This is a genomic window from Flagellimonas hymeniacidonis, from assembly GCF_008040165.1.
Taxonomy (GTDB): domain Bacteria; phylum Bacteroidota; class Bacteroidia; order Flavobacteriales; family Flavobacteriaceae; genus Flagellimonas; species Flagellimonas hymeniacidonis.
The window spans coordinates 1,252,403-1,272,004 of the sequence record NZ_VRUR01000002.1; the positions used below are offsets into that span (position 1 = coordinate 1,252,403).

The following is a 19,602-nucleotide window of genomic DNA, read 5'->3' on the forward strand; positions in this document are numbered from 1 at the left end:
TTAGTTTGAACTGAAATAACCTTTCATAATTCCACGTTGCGAATCTCTAATGAACTGAAGAATTTCGTCTCGCTCTGGAGTTGCCTCCATTTCAGCTTCAATAATTGAAGCTGCTTGAGAGTTATTATAGTTTCTTTGATAAAGTATGCGGTAAATATTTTGTACCTCTCTAATTTTATGTGCTTCAAATCCTCTTCTGCGTAATCCTATTGAATTGATTCCTACATAGGAAAGAGGTTCTCGAGCTGCTTTTACAAAAGGTGGCACATCTTTTCTTACCAATGAACCTCCGGTAACAAATGCATGATTACCTATAGAAACAAATTGATGTACAGCTACCATACCTGCCAAAACAACATTAGTTCCAATCGTTACATGACCTGCAAGGGTAGAGTTATTACTGAAAATACATCCATCGCCTATAAAACAATCATGGGCAACATGGCAGTACGCCATAATAAGACAATTGTTTCCAATTACTGTCTTCATGCGGTCCAATGTGCCTTTATTAATTGTAGCACACTCTCTAATGGTCGTATTATTTCCAATGTGCACAGTGGTTTCCTCTCCTTGATATTTTAAATCTTGGGGGGTAGCTGAAATTACTGCACCTGGAAAAATGTTGCAGTTCTTTCCTATTCGAGCGCCTTCCATTATGGTGACATTGGAACCTATCCAAGTACCTTCTCCTATAGTTACATTATTATGAATGGTGGTAAAGGGTTCAATCACCACATTTTTGGCAATTTTAGCTCCAGGGTGAACGTAAGCAAGTGGCTGATTCATCTACGATTCTGTTTTTTTGGTTTTTACAATCTGTGCCATTAGTTCCGCTTCTGAAACTAGTCTGCCATTGGCATAGGCGTAAGCCTGCATATGGCAAATTCCACGTCTTATGGGTGAAATTAAATCGCATTTAAATATTAAGGTGTCCCCTGGAACGACTTGTTGCTTGAATTTTACATTGTCTATCTTCATAAAGAAGGTAAGGTAATTTTCAGGATCAGGAACAGTGCTCAATACTAAAATACCTCCCGTCTGGGCCATTGCCTCTACCTGCAGTACTCCTGGCATTACCGGTGCTCCAGGAAAGTGCCCCACAAAAAAGGGCTCATTCATAGTTACATTCTTTACTCCTACCACATGGGTGTCAGAAAGCTCTAAAATCTTGTCGACCAATAAGAAAGGAGGTCGGTGCGGAAGCATGTTCATGATTTGGGTGACATCCATCAAAGGGGTCTGATTCAAATCGTAACTAGGAACCTTATTTCTTTTTTCAATCTTCATTATTTTGGAAAGCTTCTTTGCAAACTGGGTATTTACGTAATGTCCAGGTTTGTTTGCAATAACCTTTCCTTTAATCCTTGTTCCAGCGAGCGCCAAATCCCCTACTACATCCAACAATTTATGACGAGCAGCTTCATTAGGATAATGAAGTGTTAGGTTATCCAAAATCCCATTTGGCTTTACGGATAGCTTTTCTTTATCAAAAGCTTTCTCCAACTTTTTCATGGTAGACTCAGAAATCTCCTTGTCCACATATACAATAGCATTATTTAGGTCACCTCCTTTTATAAGGCCGTGCTCTAACAGCATTTCCAATTCATGAAGAAAACTAAACGTTCGAGCATCTGCAATTTCGGTTTTAAAGTCACAGATTCTTTCCAAGGTGGCGTTTTGCGTACCCAAAACTTTCGTTCCAAAATCGACCATTGTGGTAATCTTGTATTCATCAGATGGGATTACCGTAATCTCGCTTCCAGTAGCTTCATCTTTGTAGGATATGACATCTTTTACTACATATTCTTCTCGATCCTGCTCCTGTTCTACAATTCCAGCTTCCTCCAAGGCTTTTACAAAAAACTTAGAGGAACCATCCATTATTGGAGGTTCTGGCGAATCCAGCTCAATTAGAACATTGTCAATGTCCAAGCCCACCAAAGCGGCGAGTACATGTTCCGATGTTTGAATCTTTACCCCGTTCTTTTCCAGATTGGTTCCACGTTGGGTATTTACCACATAATTGGCATCTGCTTCAATAATCGGCTCTCCCTCTAAATCGACTCTCTTAAAAGCAAATCCATGGTTTTCCTTTGCGGGAACAAAAGTCATTGTAACGTCTTCCCCGGTATGTAACCCTACTCCTTTTAGTGTTACATTTTCTTTTATTGTGCGTTGCTTAGTGTGTGTTTTATTCACCTTCAACCTTTTTTTCTATGGTGTTGATTTTATTTACCAGCTTTGGTAAATTTTTAAAATGGACATATGATTTATTGTAGTCTCCATAATTTAAAGCCGGAGACCCTTGTAGTACCTCATCATCTTTTACGTTTCTGCCAATACCAGATTGAGCTTGTATTTTCACTCTATCTCCAATAGTAATATGTCCTACAATTCCAACCTGTCCTCCAATAAGGCAATATTTGCCAATTTTGGTGGACCCGGCGATTCCTGTTTGAGCTGCAATTGCAGTATGCTCACCTATTTCCACATTATGCGCAATCTGGATTTGATTATCCAGCTTCACTCCTTTTCTTAGTACTGTCGAACCTAGCGTAGCTCTATCGATTGTTGTGCCTGCCCCTACATCCACATTCTGCTCCAATATGACATTTCCTGTTTGAGGCACTTTACTGTATTCTCCTTTTTCATTTGGAGTGAACCCAAAACCATCAGCTCCAATTATTGCTCCGCTATGAATAACACAACCATCTCCAATAATGGATTCTGAGTATATTTTGGCTCCAGCAAAAACAACTACGTTATCTCCTATAGTTACATTATCGCCTATATAGACGTTTGGGTACACCTTTACATTCTTCCCTATTTCTACATTATCTCCTAAATAAGAAAATGCTCCTAAATAAAAACCATCTTCGTAGACTACACTTTCAGATATAAAGGAAGGGCTCTCAACCCCAACTTTATTGTTTTTTACCTGATTGTAGTATTCCAATAATTTGGAAAAAGACTTGTAAGCATCTTCCACCTTTATTAAAGTAGTGGACAAAGATTGCTCTGGAACAAAGTCTTTGTTTACAATAGTGATCGATGCTTTTGTAGAATAGATGTAAGAAGTATACTTTGGATTGGCCAAAAAAGTAAGGGAGCCTTTTTCCCCTTCTTCTATTTTTGATAGTTTGTGTACAGCAATTTGAGGATTTCCCTCAACTTCTCCCTCTAAAATTCCTGCAATTTGGGTGGCTGTAAATTTCATTTCTGCAAAAGTAACAAAATTTGTTAAACAGCTTCTTTAGGATAACAGCAATAATATTTGGTGACCGTTTTGGAAAGTGCCTTTAAACTAAGCTGATCTGATTCTTTTAACACATCCGTTATCTTTCCGGTCTTTTTTAGAATATTTATGGTTTGATGTTTTTCATTATAGGCTTTATTGGAAATCTCTCCCTGAAAAACAAAATACGAAGCTTCTTCTTTTGATATATTATGTCTATTGATTGTTTGTTGTAGCTTTTCTTCCATTTTCGCAGGATCAATAGGTTTATTCTTGATTTTTACATTCAGTAGTTTTCTATCAAGAAGCATAAGGCACATCTGAGATAGTACAAAATCATCATGAAACTGCCACGATTTTATCGCGCTCATAACATCAATATCATCTAATTGCGCAAATCTTTCAAGACCATCAGAATTTAAATTGCTATGGGAAACTTTCTTTAAAAAAAACAATAACGGCTCACTACCTTTTAAATCTTCATTACTTAGCAGTAGTTTTCTAGCCCTATCCATTATGCGCACAAGTAATTGTTCTGACACCAAACTGGTTTTGTGGAGATAGACCTGCCAATACATAAACCTACGCGCCATCAAAAACTTTTCAACCGCATAAATTCCTTTTTCCTCTAAAACCAAATGTTCATCAACCACATTGAGCATAGAAATAAGCCTTTCAGAATTTATATTTCCTTCGGTAACCCCAGAATAAAAACTATCTCGCTTTAAATAATCCAACCTATCCATATCCAGCTGGCTGGACACCAACTGATTCATAAAAGGTTTAGGGTATTCTCCTTTAAATATTGAGATTGCCGTTTCCAATCCGCCATTAAATGTCTTGTTCAACTCAAGCATAAACTCTAACGAGAGCTGTTCATGACTCAAATCTTCAATGATAAACCCTTCAAGCGCATGGGAAAATGGACCATGTCCAATATCATGCAATAAAATGGCGCAAAGTAATCCGGTTTCTTCTTCTTGTGTAATTTCAACATTCTTCCATCTAAGCACCTGTATGGCCTTGGTCATTAAATGCATACTGCCCAAGGCGTGATGAAATCGTGTGTGGTGTGCCCCAGGATATACCAAGTAGGACATCCCCATTTGCGAAATTCTTCGCAACCTTTGAAAGTAAGGGTGTGCTATCAGGTTAAAAATAAGTTCATTTGGAGTTCCAATAAAACCGTAAATTGGATCGTTAAAAACTTTAAGCTTATTGGTTTGCGCCAAGGAAGTTTGTTTTAATTCTGCAAAGATAACTACTATATGAACAAGATAACAATTCTGTGGGTCGATGACGAGATCGACCTTCTAAAGCCCCACATTCTTTTTTTAGAAAATAAAAATTACAAGGTAGTTACCAGCCAGAGCGGCCAGGATGCGTTGGATGAAATAAAAAATACACTATTTGATATTGTCTTTTTAGATGAAAACATGCCTGGTCTATCTGGATTGGAAACACTAAATGAGCTTAAAAAATATGATGCTTCCATTCCGGTTGTAATGATTACAAAAAGTGAAGAGGAATATATTATGGATGAGGCCATAGGTTCCAAAATCGCCGATTATCTTATAAAACCGGTCAATCCAAATCAAATATTACTATCCTTAAAAAAGAGTTTAGACAACTCACGCTTGGTTTCTGAAAAAACCACGGCGAACTATCAGCAAGAGTTTAGAAAGATTGCCATGGATTTGTCTATGGTCAACAGTTATGAAGAATGGGAAGAACTCTATAAAAAACTTATTTATTGGGAATTGCAATTGGAAGAAATCGAGGATTCAGGCATGTTTGAGATTTTGGAGTCCCAAAAGGTGGAGGCCAATGCGCAATTTAGCAAGTTTGTAGACAAAAATTATAGTGATTGGTTCCAAGATAGCGATGGCCCCGTAATGTCCCATACCCTATTCCGAAAAAAGATACAACCAGAATTAGAAGGTAATAAAACCCTATTGGTGGTCATTGATAATCTGCGTTATGATCAATGGTTGACATTTGAGGAAACCCTTGCGGTTCACTACAAGAAAAAGCATGAGTCATCATATTACAGTATTCTGCCCACTGCTACACAATATGCAAGAAATGCGATTTTCTCTGGTTTGATGCCTTTGGATATGGAAAAGCAACATCCAGATTGGTGGAAAAACGATACCGATGAAGGGGGTAAAAATCTTTTTGAAGCTGAGTTTTTGGGAGCGCAACTGAAACGTTTAGGATTAGACCTTAAATGGGAGTATCATAAGATAAGTAGCCTTAGGCAAGGGAAACAGCTGGCACAGAATTTTAAGTCGCAAAAAGACAATGACCTCACAGTGTTGGTCTATAATTTTGTAGATATGCTCTCGCATTCCAAAACCGAAATGGAGGTGATTAAAGAGTTGGCCGCTAATGATAAAGCCTACCGCTCACTTACTTTAAGTTGGTTTAAAAATTCACCATTGCTAGAAATTATTCAGCATGCACAAAATATGGGCATGAAATTAATTTTGACCACAGACCATGGAACCATTAATGTAAAACAACCTTCAAAAGTTATTGGAGATAGAGAAACAAGCCTTAATTTAAGGTATAAAACAGGAAGAAGTCTTACCTATGAAAATAAAGATGTTCTTGCCACTAAAAATCCGCAGAGCATTCACTTGCCCAACATTAACCTGAGCAGCTGTTTTATTTTTGCGAAGAACGATATGTTTTTTGCCTACCCCAATAACTATAACCATTACGTAAGCTATTATAGAAATACGTATCAACATGGTGGGGTATCATTAGAAGAAATAATCGTTCCTTTTGTAGTTTTGGATGCAAAATAATAGTGGGGAAGATGATTTTTCATTTAACTGAAATTGATAAAGCTGTTACTGCAATTCTTGAGTCTGCCAAAAACAAAACCATTTGTTTTTATGGAGAAATGGGTGCCGGTAAAACAACTTTAATCAAAGCATTGGTAAAAGAACTTGGAGGAGATGATCAAGGAAGTAGTCCCACTTTTGGTTTGGTAAATGAATATCACAATGAAAATGGAGAATTACTGGCCTATCATTTTGATTTCTACCGAATTGAAAATGAAACAGAGGCCCTAGATCTTGGACTTGAAGATTATTTGAATAGCGAAGCATGGTTGTTTATGGAATGGCCGGGGAAAATTAAATCCTTACTGCCAGAAGGCGCTGTCACTGTTTACTTACACTTTATCGATGAAAACACTCGTTCAATCGAGTTTAGTGCTGTGTAAATGCAATTACCTATATCTTTTAAAAAGTTTCGATGAACGGCAGATTGCTCGATAAAAAGCTTTTATTTTAGGATAAAATGCAATTTTTATCGACGAAATGCATTGTAGGTTGGGAAAAATTCCTACATTTGTTATTGAAATGAATTCATTTATTAACCAAAAACTCTTTTACGATGAACACTAAAAGACTATTTTTTGGATTATTGGCTGTTGCTTTTTTAGCGATGACTGCAGTTTCTACCGATGTTATTAACATTGATGAGGACCAAACAGTTAGCGTTGATAAAAAGAAGATTGGCCATATGTAACAATCAGAAAAAAGATTTTTTCTTTTAAACCCCTTGTAACGAGGGGTTTTTTTATACAATAAAATCTATCATCTTTAGTTATTAGTGTATGCGTGGAGAAAAAAAGATTAGAAAACGATTTATAATAGAGGGGTTAATTACCTTAATTATTGCCCTATCCCCTGTTCTTTTCTACTCCTATAAATACATGCCAACGAATACGGAATCCTTGGATTTCTATTTATTTGAAATTACCTCAAACGGATTTGCAGACGCTCGTACAGCATTTTGGTTTTACTTAATAAAACTTATTCCTTTGACTTTATTGATTATCTGGTTCGTGAGTAACAAACAGTGGTGGTATCATGCTATTCTTATTCCAATAGCCATGTATAGTTTTCAATTGTATAGTGTTGTTGCAAAAGATTCTCAAAAGGTCGATGAGAATGAGATTTTTTATGTCATCGCGGTAACAATGGTAGTAGTGCCTGTGGTGTATTTCATAAGGGTGAAGTTAATAGATAAACATGTTCATGGAATTGATCTAGATGCCATGGATACTGAACTTCAGATATTAAAGGAAAAAGAAGAACTTCGGAAAGAACGAGAGAAACTAGAACAACGCCAACAGACCCTTTCAAAAAAAATGTAAATTTGTTCATATCCGATAAGGATTACCTTCAGATGAACATTTTATGAACCAACCGTCCTCTCCTTTTAGTAAACAGCAACTTTTACCACAAGAAGAAACTTTAGAAATTCTAAAGCAAAAAGGAGAACTGTTTATAGGACTTCCAAAAGAAAACCAACATCAAGAAAAACGAATTTGCCTTACACCGGATGCAGTCAACGCTATTACAGCACATGGACATCGGGTGCTCATTGAATCTGGTGCTGGGGATGGCGCCAATTTTTCTGACTCGGATTACACCGAAGCAGGTGGAGAAATTACAAGGGATACCAAAAAAGTTTTTTCCTGCCCCCTAATTCTTAAAGTAGAGCCACCTACCCTATCAGAAATTGACCTGTTAAATCCGCAGGCCATAGTTATTTCGGCCTTACAGATTAAAACACAATCCAAGGAGTATTTTGAGGCGATGGCCAAAAAAAGGCTCACTGCAATTGCCTTTGAATACATCCGGGACGAGGATGGAAAATATCCTGCGGTGCGATCTCTAAGCGAAATAGCTGGGATTTCATCCATTCTTATTGCGGCTGAGCTTATGGCAACTACCAATAAGGGAAATGGGTTAATGTTTGGAAACATCAGCGGCGTTCCTCCTGTGGAAGTCGTTATTATAGGTGCAGGAACAGTAGGAGAATTTGCAGCGCGGTCAGCAATAGGACTTGGTGCGAACATTAAGGTATTCGACAACTCGATTACCAAGTTGCGCAACATTCAAACTAATCTAAAACAAACCATATACACCTCTACCATACAACCCAAAAATCTTTTAAAATCCCTTAAGCGTTGTGATGTTGCTATTGGCGCAGCAAGAGGGAAGGATCGCTCCCCTATTGTAGTATCCAGTTCCATGGTAGAAAACATGAAAAAAGGAGCAGTGATTATTGATGTAAGCATTGATATGGGCGGATGTTTTGAAACTACAGAAGTCACCAGTCATGACAAACCCACTATTGAAAAATTTGATGTAATCCATTATGGAGTGCCCAATATTCCATCAAGATACCCAAGAACCTCCTCCATATCCATAAGCAATATATTTACCCCTTATTTATTAAAAATTGGTGAAGATGGCGGATTGGAACATTCCCTTCGTTTCGATAAGGGACTACGAAATGGCTTGTATATGTATCATGGCATCCTAACCAACAAATCTGTGGGCGATTGGTTTGGGCTTACATACAATGATATTAATTTTCTTATTTTTTAAATTCAAATGGCATTTCTAAAGCGCTTGGGATGGTACCTTGTTGGACTATCCATCGGAATTGTATTTTTAGTGTTCTTTTTAAAGAAAAAATCAGACGAAACAGGAACAGAATTTTGTTATTTCCCGAATTGCCGAGTCCTAAAAGATATGCGATCTAAGCCCCTGATCTTTTCTGAAAATATAGGGAAGACTTCAAAAGATTCTATGTTAATCAATACTTTTTTACAAGATGGGGATATTGATTTTGGTAAAAGTGACACCAAATCAAAGCCTTGCAAAACCTACTTTATCTCAAATACTATCGAGGGAGAGGATTGGGTATTAAAGGTCAAGAATTGCCAGGATAAAGTTCTTATTGAAAATATACAAACGCTAAAGATCTAGTTTTCTTCGCTTCTTTTCCTTTTGCAACAAAGTAAGTTCCCTTGTAGTCTGGCCAGCCACGGAAGTATTTTCCTCTGCCCTTCGTATTAAATAGGGCATTACATCCTTTACAGGCCCGTAGGGAACATATTTGGCTGCGTTATACCCTTCAGTGGTTAGGTTGTAGGTAATGTGATCGCTCATACCATAAAGTTGTCCAAACCATATATTGGTATCAGAAACGTTTAAGCTTTTTTCTTTCATTAAAGCAACAAGCTTTAAACAACTTGCTTCATTATGAGTTCCGGCAAATATTGAAATTCGGTCTAAATGGTCCATCATATATGCAATGGCAGCATCAAAATTTTCGTCAGTTGCTTTTTTAGAAATACAAATCGGGCTTCTATAACCAAGCTCTTCTGCACGCTCATTTTCTTTTTCCATGTAAGCGCCACGAACTACTTTTAGTCCAATATGAAAATCTTCTGCCATGGCAATCTCATGCAACTCTTTAAGATAATCCATACGGTCCCACCGATACATCTGCAAGGTATTGAACACCACGGCCTTTTCTCGATTGTATTTACGCATCATATCCAAAGTAAGATCATCAGCTGCCTTTTGCATCCAACTCTCTTCGGCATCTATTAAAAGACATACATCAAGATCATGAGCTTTTTGGCAAACTTGATCATATCGGTTTAAGACCCGTTCCCACTCTTTGGTTTCTTCATCATTTAATTTACCCCCACTACTATTTTTTTCATATAATTTGAACCTACCAAACCCTGTAGGTTTAAAAACGGCAAAGGGTATAGCATCTTTTTCCTTAACAAAGTCCAACACTTCTAAAGTCTTGCTCAAGGCAAAATCAAATTGATCTTCCGTTTCTTTTCCTTCTACCGAGTAATCCAAGATGGATGAAACACCCTTCTCAAACATTTTATCTATTACTGGCATGCAATCTTCTTCATTAACACCGCCACAAAAATGATCAAATACTGTAGCTCTAATTAGGCCTTCAATAGGAAGATGCGCCTTAATAGCAAAGTTGGTGACAGCAGTACCAATGCGAACCAAAGGTTCATTAGCAATTAATTTAAATAGGAAGTAGGCGCGTTCTAACTCAGAGTCTGTTTTAAGTTGAAAAGCAATTGCGGTATTCTCAAAATTCGGGTTCATTATTATGAATCTATTAAAGATTCAAATATAAGTAGTGCCCATAGAACATTTTATATAAAAATAATCTTTATTTAGCAGTGTAAATTGAATTATGGAGTCTATAAAATCCCATTCATACGAGGTACATCTTGAGGAACTTGCGGAAGCTACTCTAAGACAGCATATTGCTAAGAGTAATTACTCCAAGATTTTTATTTTGGTAGATGAGAATACCAAAAAGCATTGTTTGCCCTCTTTTAAAAAAATGTTGGCAGATAAGGTTGATGGGATTTTGGAAATTAAATCTGGAGAAGAACATAAGCATATACAAACATGTCTTCAGGTATGGGAAGCTTTGTCCAGTCGCGGTGGAGACAGAAAAAGTCTTTTAATAAACCTTGGCGGCGGTGTACTAACGGATTTAGGAGGCTTTGTTGCTTCTACTTTTAAACGTGGGATAGATTTTATAAACGTACCCACTACCCTATTGTCAATGGTAGATGCATCAATTGGCGGAAAAACAGGTGTTGATTTGGGTTCTTTGAAAAATCAAATTGGGGTTATTAACCAACCTAAAATGGTGCTGGTATTCCCAAAGTTTTTAAAGACACTGGATGCTAGACAGGTAAAAAGTGGCTATGCCGAAATGTTAAAGCATGGTCTTATCAAAGATGCTGACTATTGGAAAGCTTTAAAGAATACGAAAACTTTTGCCGATTCAGCTTGTATAAAAAAATCTATCAGCATTAAAAATGATGTGGTACTGCAGGATCCTACAGAACAAGGGATACGGAAAATTTTAAATTTTGGACATACTCTGGGCCATGCTATTGAATCTTATTTTTTAGAAAGTGATGATAAAGAAACGCTTTTGCATGGTGAGGCCATTGCCATTGGGATGATTCTAGAGGGTTACCTATCGCATGAACTCAAAGGGTTATCCAAATTATCACTGCAAGAAATTAAGGAAACTTTTTTAAAGAGTTTTGATAAGGTGACTTTTGATGCAGAAGATATCAAAGCTATTCTTAAGCTTTTAAAGTATGACAAAAAGAATTCTCACGGTGATGTGAATTTTGTTTTGTTACAATCAATAGGTACAGCGGTCACTGATATTAAAATTCCCTCCAATCTTTTCCATAAAGCTTTTGCATACTACAGAGAATAGCCAGTACATATACTAAAATTTACCTTTTACAACTCTTTACATTCTTCGCGCACAAAAATTTATAGTTTAGGATAGTAAATCAAAAATACCATCCACTATGAAACGAATACTAATAGATTACAAAAAGCTGGACCATAAGGTTGCTGCTGTGTTAATTGATTCCTATCCGTACGGCTATGGAGATGAGGACATTATTACATTGAAAAAACCAAATGGTGAAATTATTGAAGCCGTTGAAGTAAAAACAGATGATGCTGTTTACTTGGTTAAAATAAGCAAGAGTCTGTCTAAATTTATTTCCAATTTTGAGGAAAACATTGAGAAGGAACTGGATAAAACTGCATCTAGTGAAGCAATTCTTAGTTCGGAGGATGAAAAACTAATTGACCCAGAATTAGAGTCTGATGCTGACCCAGAAACGGATAGCCTATACTAAACTTCTACTCTTCTTATTTTACAAATAACGTTCGCGGATGATGTTTAGGTGATGCGCCTGATGCCCACAAATAATAAATCCCATTGCACCTGCACTCATATTGGAGTCGCTAGCCATCCCTACTCTTTTGAGCGCATCATCATCAAAGGAAGAAAAAAGACTTACTGTGGCATTTCGTACCGATTCATACTCATTTAGTAATTCTTCTTTCGACTTTTTTAAAGCATTGGATTCCGGTACGTATACATCTTGATCAAAACCTGCTAAGGGTGCTTTATCATTTCTACCAAACCGCAACGCCCTATATTGAAATATACGCTCGGCATCAATAATATGCATTAAGACTTCAGCAAGCGTCCATTTTCCATCAGCATAAGCATAGTCCAGCTTACTTTTAGGCACTTCGGCCATTAACGCCGTAAATACCACTTTACCATTTTTAAGCTCTTCAAGTAATTCTACTTCACCAACGGCCAGTATATAATTATGGTAATACGGATTGTATTCAGAAGCTGACAAGTCTGAACTCAACATAAGTATGTTATTTTGTGATTATAGTTCGTTGAAAATGGTGTGCATCAAACGTTTTTTGTCGTTAATGCTTTCTTCCAATGAAATCATTGTTTCCGTTCTACTGATACCATCAATATCGTCTATCTTAAAAATGATATTTTTCGCATGTGTAGTATCCTTTGCCCTAATCTTACAGAAAATATTGAATTTCCCAGTAGTAATATGAGCAACAGTAACGTATGGAATTTGGTTAAGACGTTCCAATACAAACTTGGTCTGATGAGTTTTCTCCAGAAAGATACCCACATAGGCTATAAAGGAATATCCAAGTTTTACATAGTCCAGAGTAAGTGAGGAACCTTTAATAATTCCTGATTCTTCCATTTTCTTTACTCTAACATGAACTGTACCAGCAGAAATCAGTAGTTTTTTGGCAATATCCGTAAATGGAGTACGCGTATTGTCAATTAACATATCTAATATCTGGTGATCAATTTCGTCTAATTTTACTTTGCTCATTGCGTTATTATTTTCAACAAAATTAGTTAATTAAGAAATTATATTTAAAAAAAAACCATTTTTTTTAAATAAAATGTAACAATTAAGCCAAAATCATCGCTTTAGTTTTTTGAATTAACGATGAGATTGAGAATTTCCTTACGAGAATGCAGTTGTTCTACATCATTTTTTAGTGAGCAATCAAAAGTTTCATGCCCAAAATAGCCATTCAATTCTGCTACGTCCACAATTTCAGGTTCAAACAAAACCCTATTTGTTTCTAAAACTTCCTTAAAACGAATCCCTACGGAAACATTTGGAGTAAGGTCTGGATTAATTTCCTGTGGGTTCTTAACTAGGATATCGTAAAAGCGTTTCTCATTCTCTGGAATTTTGAAATAATCAGCGACCCGAAACTCATGAATCCTGTTTTCTGCTATTACCTTCAATGCCTCAATTAAAGAATGAAATATATACTCTCTGGTCTTCTCTCTTTCGTAATCATTGGGGTAATGACCGGCTTCAAACAATATGGTTGGCACTTTTTTCATCTGAAAAAAGTCTCCAACGCAATTATCGTTAAATCCATCGTCATACCTACCAACCTGCCCTGGAATTTCTTTTTGCAGCTCCTGATTCATGGCAACAATAAGCTTCATAGCACTTTCCCTTGTTGGATTCATCTTGCGTTCTGGGTCACTTGCAGGAGATAAAAAGGAAATTGTTGCTGGTTTTTTGGCATTACCTGCACTAAACAATGTGCGCTGGTCATGAAGATTAAAACAGTAATCCGGTCCAAACGCTTCAAATAGTTTTCTCAATGCCTGGCTTTCTAATTGGCTTAGTAACTTAGCATCTCTGTTAAGGTCGATATTATTTGCATTTGCCCTCGTATATCTTTTAGCTCCATCGGGATTTAATATCGGAACCAAAGTAATGGTACAATTATCATTGATTATTTTGGCCAGCTCATTTTTAGATGATAAAAAATTGACCAAGTCGAGTGCAGCTTTAGTAGTTGTAGATTCGTTCCCATGCATTTGGGACCACATTAATACCTTCTTGCTTCCACGCCCCAAAGTAATGGATGCTATTTCTTCTCCTTCTTCCGATTGTCCAATTACAGATAAAGAAATATTTGAAAGCTTAGTATACCAATTTTTTTGAAGCACTTCATTAGTAACGTATCGGGCTTGCACCAAGGTTTCTTTGTATTGTGAATGATTCATTAATGCCATCTAACATAAATAAGAATTCACAAAAGTAAATCATCTATCCGTTACAAATGTGACGCGCATATTGCTAAATATTTTACATGTGTAACATTTTTGAATCAAGAATTACACAAATGTGATAGCGTTGATATTGTTAAATCAATTTAATTGATATCATATCTATAAAAATCTAAAAAAGAGATATTTATATTGATTCATATAGATTATTGATTGATATTATTATTGAACAAATGTGACGTGTTTTGGTTGCACTTGACAATTCTAATCGATACTTTTACATTCTATAAGTACAATTGTGAATCAGGAGATGATAGAACGCATACAAACCATCATTAATCATTACAGCCTTACCGTTTCTTCTTTTGCGGACAAAATAGGGGTGCAACGTTCCAGCGTTTCCCATATTCTAAATGGGAGAAATAGACCAAGTTTGGATTTTGTAATGAAAGTGGTTCATAGTTACCCTGAGGTTAATTTATACTGGTTGCTGAACGGCAAAGGCAGTTTTCCCCATCTTGAACAAACTCCCAACCCTCCCTCCTTAGGTATTCCACCAATTCCTGAAAAAGAACATATGGAGTTAAGGAAAATGGAATCCGACGGAAAAAAAGTTGAAGCTTCTCGGATTGTAATATTTTATACAGATGGTACTTTCGAAACTTTTGAGCTAAAAAAATAGTCAAGGTTGTTTAGCTATTTCAGTACTTTCCATTTACTTTGCAATTATGTTTAAACAATGTATTCTTGGAGCATTATTTATAACCTTTAATGCTTGTAATGAACCCCCACAACGAAATTGTAACGACTTTAAAACTGGAAAATTTTCATTTACCAGTGTTATTGATGGACAGGAAAAAACAACAACCTTTTCAAGAACGTTAGACACAGAAGTGGATTATTTTGAAGGGAAACAGGATACTTCCTCGGTACGCTGGATTAATGATTGTGAATATGTGCTAAAGAATATAAATCCAAAAAGCAAGGCAGAAGAAAAATCAATTCATATAAAAATATTGACAACTTCAGATTCTTCTTATACATTTGAATATAACGCCATTGGCGACAAGCGTAAATTTAAAGGAACCGCACACAAAATACACTAACCATGTTTGAAATTTTTACCAGCCCTGATGCCTGGATGGCATTGTTGACCTTGACTTTTTTAGAGATTATTTTAGGAATAGATAATATCATTTTTATCTCTATTGCTGCCGGTAAGCTGGAGAAAAAGGATAGGAGAAAAGCAACAAATCTTGGATTGTTTTTGGCGATGGGGATGAGAATACTTCTGCTATTTGGAATTACATGGTTGACCAAAATGAAAAAACCTTTTCTGGTTTTTGATGAATCCTGGATATCGGGAGGACTCAGCTGGCAAGCCGTAATTCTTTTTCTTGGTGGGCTCTTCCTACTATACAAAAGCACCAAGGAAATTCATGAGAAAATTGAGGATCGTGGTCATGACGAAAGAGAGGTGACCAAATCCCGTTCATCCTCATTGACAAATGCCATTATTCAAATTACCGTAATCAACATTGTTTTTTCTTTTGATTCTATTTTGACTGCTATTGGGATGACCAACGGAATATCTCCTAACCCAACAGATGCATTGGTGTTAATGATAACCGCTGTGGTAATTTCAGTTATTATTATGATGTTATTTGCGAACCCCGTTGGGGAATTTGTGAATAGACATCCTTCTGTGCAGGTTTTGGGCTTGTCCTTTCTTATTCTTATTGGATTTATGCTGATTACAGAAGCAGCACATTTATCACACTTAATAGTATTCGATAACGAAATTGGAGCTATCCCTAAGGGGTACCTTTATTTTGCCATAACGTTCTCACTTATGGTTGAGTTCTTTGATTTAAGAATGAAAAAAAATAAATCAAAAAATACTGAAGTCCCGGAAGAGTAATACTAATTTGGTCTGCTATAAACCAATTCTGGATGTTGTTGTTTTTGGTCTTGGTGAAGTTTCTGCTGTTGTTTTACCGTAAGGGTACTTCCATCATGGCTCCACCCAGGAGGGCCAAAAATGTACATTAGTTTATGAGATAGTTTTTTGGATTTCTTTATATCATTCCAAATGTCCTTAAACTCATGCGTAAGGATTACAACTGGGTTATACGAGTCTGGTGAATGTATTACTCCGTATTTCACATCAACATCATCATCGAGCTCTTTCCAAGTGCCAAACATCTTGTCAAAAATATTCAGGAATCCTCCGTGGTTCTTATCCAAGTACTCCACATTTTGTGCATGGTGCACTTGATGCATGGTATGCGTATTAAAAATCTTTTCAATGAAGCCCATTTTAGGTACATAAACAGAGTGCAATTGAAATTGCCACAAAGCTTCAATACCTAGGCACACTACAACCATTTCTGGAGGGAATCCAATGGCAGTCATCCACATATAAAATAAGGGCTTGTACAAAATTGTAAACCATCCGTTGCGAACGGCAGTACCCAAATTATAGTTATCGGAAGAGTGATGCACTATATGTGCAGCCCAAAGAACTCTTATCTCATGGTTAGCCCTATGAAACCAATAATAAGTAAAATCATCAGCTAGTTGACATAAAATCCAAATGTACCAAGCGTAGCCAAAAGACTCATAACCCAGAAAATTTCGTCTCACACCATCTACAATCGGGTTGCAAAGCTCGTAAACCGATTCAAAAAGAACGATGGCAAAGATCACTTTGAACAAAGGCCCCAAAAGGGCTGAACCTACACCCATAAAACCACTTGCCGCCAAATCTTTCCAATGGTAAAGATGGTCGTCCCCGTGTGTTTTACTATAAGTAAGCTCAAATAAAATAAAGGCAATAAAAACAGGTACACCGTATACTAACGGGTTGGTAAAATCCATATATAAAATTTAAGCTATTGGGTTAGGGTGTATAACTTGAACGCCAAAATAGTTAGAATAATGCATTAAAACAAAGTAGTTTGCTCAGAACTGTCATCTTTTGAATCTATTTCATCATTGGAAACGTTTATGGACTCTTCATCAATGACCTCTATTTCTTCTGGAATCGGTTCTTTGGGCTCTTCAAAAGGCAATGGTTCCAAAGCATTAATATTTTTGACTTTCTCGGCTGTTAGTTGATTTCCTATCGCTTTTATACCTTTTACGGATATAAAATCCTCCACATCAACTTGTTGATTCGGTTTTGCGTCTTTACCTCTTGGTTTTGAAAACTCTATTTCAATGACCGGTCTCCAATCTGTTGAAACCAATTCCAAATGTGACTTTGGGTGTTCAGAAATCACAATTTCCTCTTTGCTTGGATTTTCGATTAAAAACCTTTTGATGTAATATCGTTCTTTCTCTCCTTCATAGTGCACCACAGAAATTGGTTTTTTTGGATTCCATTTTTGCAAAACAATCATGTCTTCATTAAAACGTGTCAATAAATCTGGCGGAATGGTTTTTACTTTTCCTTTTTGGTCAATAATCAGCAATAGATCATCTCCCTTAAAATCACCAAGGAGTTCTCCTCGTCCATCAACATTTAAGCGACTCACAATATCATCAAACCAAATTTTTCTTGGCTTAAGGGTGGACACTCCCTTTTCTTTAAGCTCTATCCTTTTTACGGGATACTTTGTAACCAAATTTCCTTTGGACGCTCTTCCTTTTATCAAAAGGTCAGCGAAATCCAAATCCCATTTTAGTTTTTTAATGCTCCCAGATTGCCGCAAAAGCACAGTGATGGTCTCTGCTTCCCCATTGGGATTGGCCGAAAAATAGAGCACCTCCGAAGTAGGCTTCCCTCCTGCCAATTGATACATTTTATCGCGAGTAATGCTGGTGACATTAAACCTTTTTATATAGCTGGGGCCTCCCCTTCCATCTTTGTAAATCATATTGTAGATGGTACGGCTATCTTTTTTCTTAAACACGGCTACATGTAGAATTCCTTTTCCAATAAAGGTCTTGGAGTCGACTTTAGTTACCATCATTTCACCTTTTTTAGTGAACACGATAATATCATCTATATCACTACAATCCGTAACATACTCATCCTTCCTTAAGGAAGTTCCAATAAAACCTTCCTCCCGGTTCACATAAAGCTTGGTATTTCTGATGACCACTTTGGTCGCTTCTATATCATCAAATATTTTTATCTCGGATTTTCGCTCTCTTCCTTTCCCGTATTTCTTTTTAAGTTCTTTGAAATAATCAATGGCGTAGTCCACCAAATGCTCCAAATGATGTTTGGTTTGGGCAATTTTCTCTTCCAAACTATCAATAAGCTGTTGCGCCTTTTCCAAGTCAAACTTGGAAATACGCTTGATACGGATTTCGGTCAAACGAACAATGTCATCTTCTGTAACGGCTCTTTTTAGGTTTTTGGTAAAAGGCTTCAGACCTTTATCAATTGCTGAGATGACGCCTTCCCAAGTTTCTTCCTCTTCAATATCACGATAGATCCTATTCTCGATAAAAATTCGCTCCAAAGAAGCAAAATGCCATTGCTCTTCCAATTCCCCAAGTTGAATTTCGAGCTCTGCTTTTAACAATTCGACAGTATAGTCAGTTGAACGCATAAGCATTTCCGTGACTCCAATAAATAAAGGCTTGTTGTCCTCAATAATGCATCCCAAAGGCGATATGGAAGACTCACAAGATGTAAATGCATATAGCGCATCTATAGTCTTATCCGGAGAAATTCCACTAGGTAAATGAACAAGAATTTCAACCTCAGCAGCTGTATTATCCTCAATCTTTTTAATCTTGATTTTACCCTTATCATTCGCTTTTAAGATAGAATCTATTAAAGAAGATGTGTTAGTTCCGAAGGGTATTTCATTAATTACTAAGGTGTTCTTATCGAACGTGGAGATTTTAGCGCGAACACGAATTTTCCCCCCACGAAGGCCATCATTATAATTGGTAACGTCTATAATTCCTGAAGTGGGGAAATCAGGAAACAGTTTGAAACGTTGGCCCCGAAGATGTTTAATTGAGGCATCTATTAGCTCGTTAAAGTTATGCGGAAGTACTTTTGTCGATAAGCCAACGGCGATTCCTTCAGCTCCCTGCGCCAACAATAACGGAAATTTAACCGGAAGGTTTACGGGCTCTTTCTTTCTGCCGTCGTATGATAATTGCCATTCGGTAATTTTTGGACTGAAAACAACCTCTAATCCAAATTTTGAAAGTCGCGCTTCTATATATCTGGAAGCTGCTGCCCCATCACCAGTAAGAATGTTTCCCCAGTTCCCCTGTGTATCAATAAGCAGGTCCTTCTGCCCTATTTGAACCATGGCATCTGCTATACTGGCATCTCCATGTGGATGGTATTGCATGGTATGCCCTACAACATTGGCAACTTTGTTGTATCGGCCATCATCCAACTCTTTAAGGGCATGCATAATCCTGCGCTGCACTGGTTTAAAACCATCTTCTATAGCAGGAACTGCACGTTCTAAAATAACATAAGAGGCATAGTCCAAAAACCAATCCTTGTACATTCCCGTAACCCTGGTAAGGCTATCTTGGGAACTATCTTGGCTTTCTAAACCTTCATCATTCAAATCTTCATTCTCTTCCATTTAGAA

At 36.9% G+C, this 19,602-nt stretch carries 20 protein-coding genes; 10 read left to right on the forward strand and 10 right to left on the reverse strand.

Features of this window, described 5'->3' with window-relative positions:
* From lpxA to FVB32_RS14590, 4 genes are read right to left on the reverse strand one after another with little or no spacing between them, the layout of a single operon-like run.
* Positions 1–786: an acyl-ACP--UDP-N-acetylglucosamine O-acyltransferase gene (gene lpxA / locus FVB32_RS14575; RefSeq protein WP_147744568.1), complete on the reverse strand. Its 786-nt coding sequence runs from the start codon at positions 784–786 to the stop codon at positions 1–3.
* Complete coding sequence (locus tag FVB32_RS14580) at positions 787–2,199, reverse strand: bifunctional UDP-3-O-[3-hydroxymyristoyl] N-acetylglucosamine deacetylase/3-hydroxyacyl-ACP dehydratase (protein ID WP_147744569.1); 1,413 nt, start codon at positions 2,197–2,199, stop codon at positions 787–789.
* On the reverse strand, positions 2,192–3,217 hold the full coding sequence (gene lpxD / locus FVB32_RS14585) for a UDP-3-O-(3-hydroxymyristoyl)glucosamine N-acyltransferase (RefSeq protein ID WP_147744570.1): 1,026 nt from the start codon (positions 3,215–3,217) through the stop codon (positions 2,192–2,194). The genes FVB32_RS14580 and lpxD overlap by 8 nt, the downstream gene beginning before the upstream one ends.
* A gap of 23 nt (positions 3,218–3,240) precedes the next feature.
* Positions 3,241–4,467: an HD domain-containing protein gene (locus FVB32_RS14590; RefSeq protein ID WP_147744571.1), complete on the reverse strand. Its 1,227-nt coding sequence runs from the start codon at positions 4,465–4,467 to the stop codon at positions 3,241–3,243.
* Positions 4,468–4,503: 36 nt separating this feature from the next.
* Between FVB32_RS14590 and porX the strand changes: the two genes are divergently transcribed.
* From porX to FVB32_RS14610, 5 genes are all read left to right on the forward strand, one after another.
* Complete coding sequence (gene porX, locus FVB32_RS14595; protein ID WP_147744572.1) at positions 4,504–6,048, forward strand: T9SS response regulator signal transducer PorX; 1,545 nt, start codon at positions 4,504–4,506, stop codon at positions 6,046–6,048.
* An 11-nt stretch (positions 6,049–6,059) separates the two neighbouring features.
* Complete coding sequence (gene tsaE, locus FVB32_RS14600; protein WP_147744573.1) at positions 6,060–6,470, forward strand: tRNA (adenosine(37)-N6)-threonylcarbamoyltransferase complex ATPase subunit type 1 TsaE; 411 nt, start codon at positions 6,060–6,062, stop codon at positions 6,468–6,470.
* Between the two features lie 173 nt (positions 6,471–6,643).
* Positions 6,644–6,778, forward strand: coding sequence for a hypothetical protein (locus FVB32_RS17970; RefSeq protein ID WP_262712980.1), 135 nt, complete (start codon positions 6,644–6,646; stop codon positions 6,776–6,778).
* Positions 6,779–6,866: 88 nt separating this feature from the next.
* On the forward strand, positions 6,867–7,409 hold the full coding sequence (locus FVB32_RS14605; protein WP_147744574.1) for a hypothetical protein: 543 nt from the start codon (positions 6,867–6,869) through the stop codon (positions 7,407–7,409).
* Positions 7,410–7,452: 43 nt separating this feature from the next.
* Entirely contained in the window at positions 7,453–8,652 is a 1,200-nt protein-coding gene (locus FVB32_RS14610; RefSeq protein ID WP_147744575.1) for an alanine dehydrogenase, read from the forward strand.
* Positions 8,653–9,024: 372 nt separating this feature from the next.
* On the opposite strand, the gene FVB32_RS14620 is transcribed toward FVB32_RS14610, so the two are convergent.
* Positions 9,025–10,197 carry a proline dehydrogenase family protein gene (locus FVB32_RS14620; RefSeq protein WP_147744577.1) on the reverse strand — a complete coding sequence of 391 codons (1,173 nt, stop codon included), beginning with the start codon at positions 10,195–10,197 and terminating at the stop codon, positions 9,025–9,027.
* Between the two features lie 91 nt (positions 10,198–10,288).
* Between FVB32_RS14620 and aroB the strand changes: the two genes are divergently transcribed.
* Both aroB and FVB32_RS14630 read left to right on the forward strand, forming a co-directional pair.
* The gene (gene aroB / locus FVB32_RS14625; RefSeq protein WP_147744578.1) at positions 10,289–11,344 is read left to right on the forward strand and encodes a 3-dehydroquinate synthase; all 1,056 of its coding nucleotides are present in this window, start codon (positions 10,289–10,291) and stop codon (positions 11,342–11,344) included.
* A gap of 97 nt (positions 11,345–11,441) precedes the next feature.
* Positions 11,442–11,780, forward strand: coding sequence for a hypothetical protein (locus tag FVB32_RS14630; RefSeq protein WP_246139894.1), 339 nt, complete (start codon positions 11,442–11,444; stop codon positions 11,778–11,780).
* An 18-nt stretch (positions 11,781–11,798) separates the two neighbouring features.
* On the opposite strand, the gene FVB32_RS14635 is transcribed toward FVB32_RS14630, so the two are convergent.
* The 3 genes from FVB32_RS14635 to FVB32_RS14645 all read right to left on the reverse strand — a co-directional run bounded on the left by FVB32_RS14635 (position 11,799) and on the right by FVB32_RS14645 (position 14,020).
* Positions 11,799–12,314, reverse strand: coding sequence for a DinB family protein (locus FVB32_RS14635; protein WP_147744579.1), 516 nt, complete (start codon positions 12,312–12,314; stop codon positions 11,799–11,801).
* 18 nt (positions 12,315–12,332) lie between these two features.
* The gene (locus tag FVB32_RS14640) at positions 12,333–12,812 is read right to left on the reverse strand and encodes an Lrp/AsnC family transcriptional regulator (RefSeq protein ID WP_055392737.1); all 480 of its coding nucleotides are present in this window, start codon (positions 12,810–12,812) and stop codon (positions 12,333–12,335) included.
* Positions 12,813–12,913: 101 nt separating this feature from the next.
* Positions 12,914–14,020 (reverse strand): M14 family metallopeptidase, encoded by a 1,107-nt coding sequence (locus FVB32_RS14645; protein ID WP_246139895.1) that lies wholly within the window; start codon positions 14,018–14,020, stop codon positions 12,914–12,916.
* 313 nt (positions 14,021–14,333) lie between these two features.
* Between FVB32_RS14645 and FVB32_RS14650 the strand changes: the two genes are divergently transcribed.
* The 3 genes from FVB32_RS14650 to FVB32_RS14660 are packed head-to-tail and all read left to right on the forward strand — an operon-like array spanning position 14,334 to position 15,944.
* Positions 14,334–14,705, forward strand: a complete 372-nt coding sequence (locus FVB32_RS14650; RefSeq protein WP_147745075.1) for a helix-turn-helix domain-containing protein — start codon at positions 14,334–14,336, stop codon at positions 14,703–14,705.
* Between the two features lie 46 nt (positions 14,706–14,751).
* Positions 14,752–15,129 carry a DNA topoisomerase IV gene (locus tag FVB32_RS14655; RefSeq protein ID WP_147744581.1) on the forward strand — a complete coding sequence of 126 codons (378 nt, stop codon included), beginning with the start codon at positions 14,752–14,754 and terminating at the stop codon, positions 15,127–15,129.
* 2 nt (positions 15,130–15,131) lie between these two features.
* Positions 15,132–15,944 (forward strand): TerC family protein, encoded by an 813-nt coding sequence (locus tag FVB32_RS14660; RefSeq protein WP_147744582.1) that lies wholly within the window; start codon positions 15,132–15,134, stop codon positions 15,942–15,944.
* A 2-nt stretch (positions 15,945–15,946) separates the two neighbouring features.
* Here the strand turns inward: FVB32_RS14660 and FVB32_RS14665 are convergent, their stop codons facing one another.
* Together FVB32_RS14665 and FVB32_RS14670 are read right to left on the reverse strand one after the other, a co-directional pair.
* On the reverse strand, positions 15,947–16,903 hold the full coding sequence (locus tag FVB32_RS14665; RefSeq protein ID WP_147744583.1) for a sterol desaturase family protein: 957 nt from the start codon (positions 16,901–16,903) through the stop codon (positions 15,947–15,949).
* A 65-nt stretch (positions 16,904–16,968) separates the two neighbouring features.
* Entirely contained in the window at positions 16,969–19,596 is a 2,628-nt protein-coding gene (locus FVB32_RS14670; protein WP_147744584.1) for a DNA gyrase/topoisomerase IV subunit A, read from the reverse strand.
* Between the last annotated feature and the right edge of the window lie 6 nt (positions 19,597–19,602).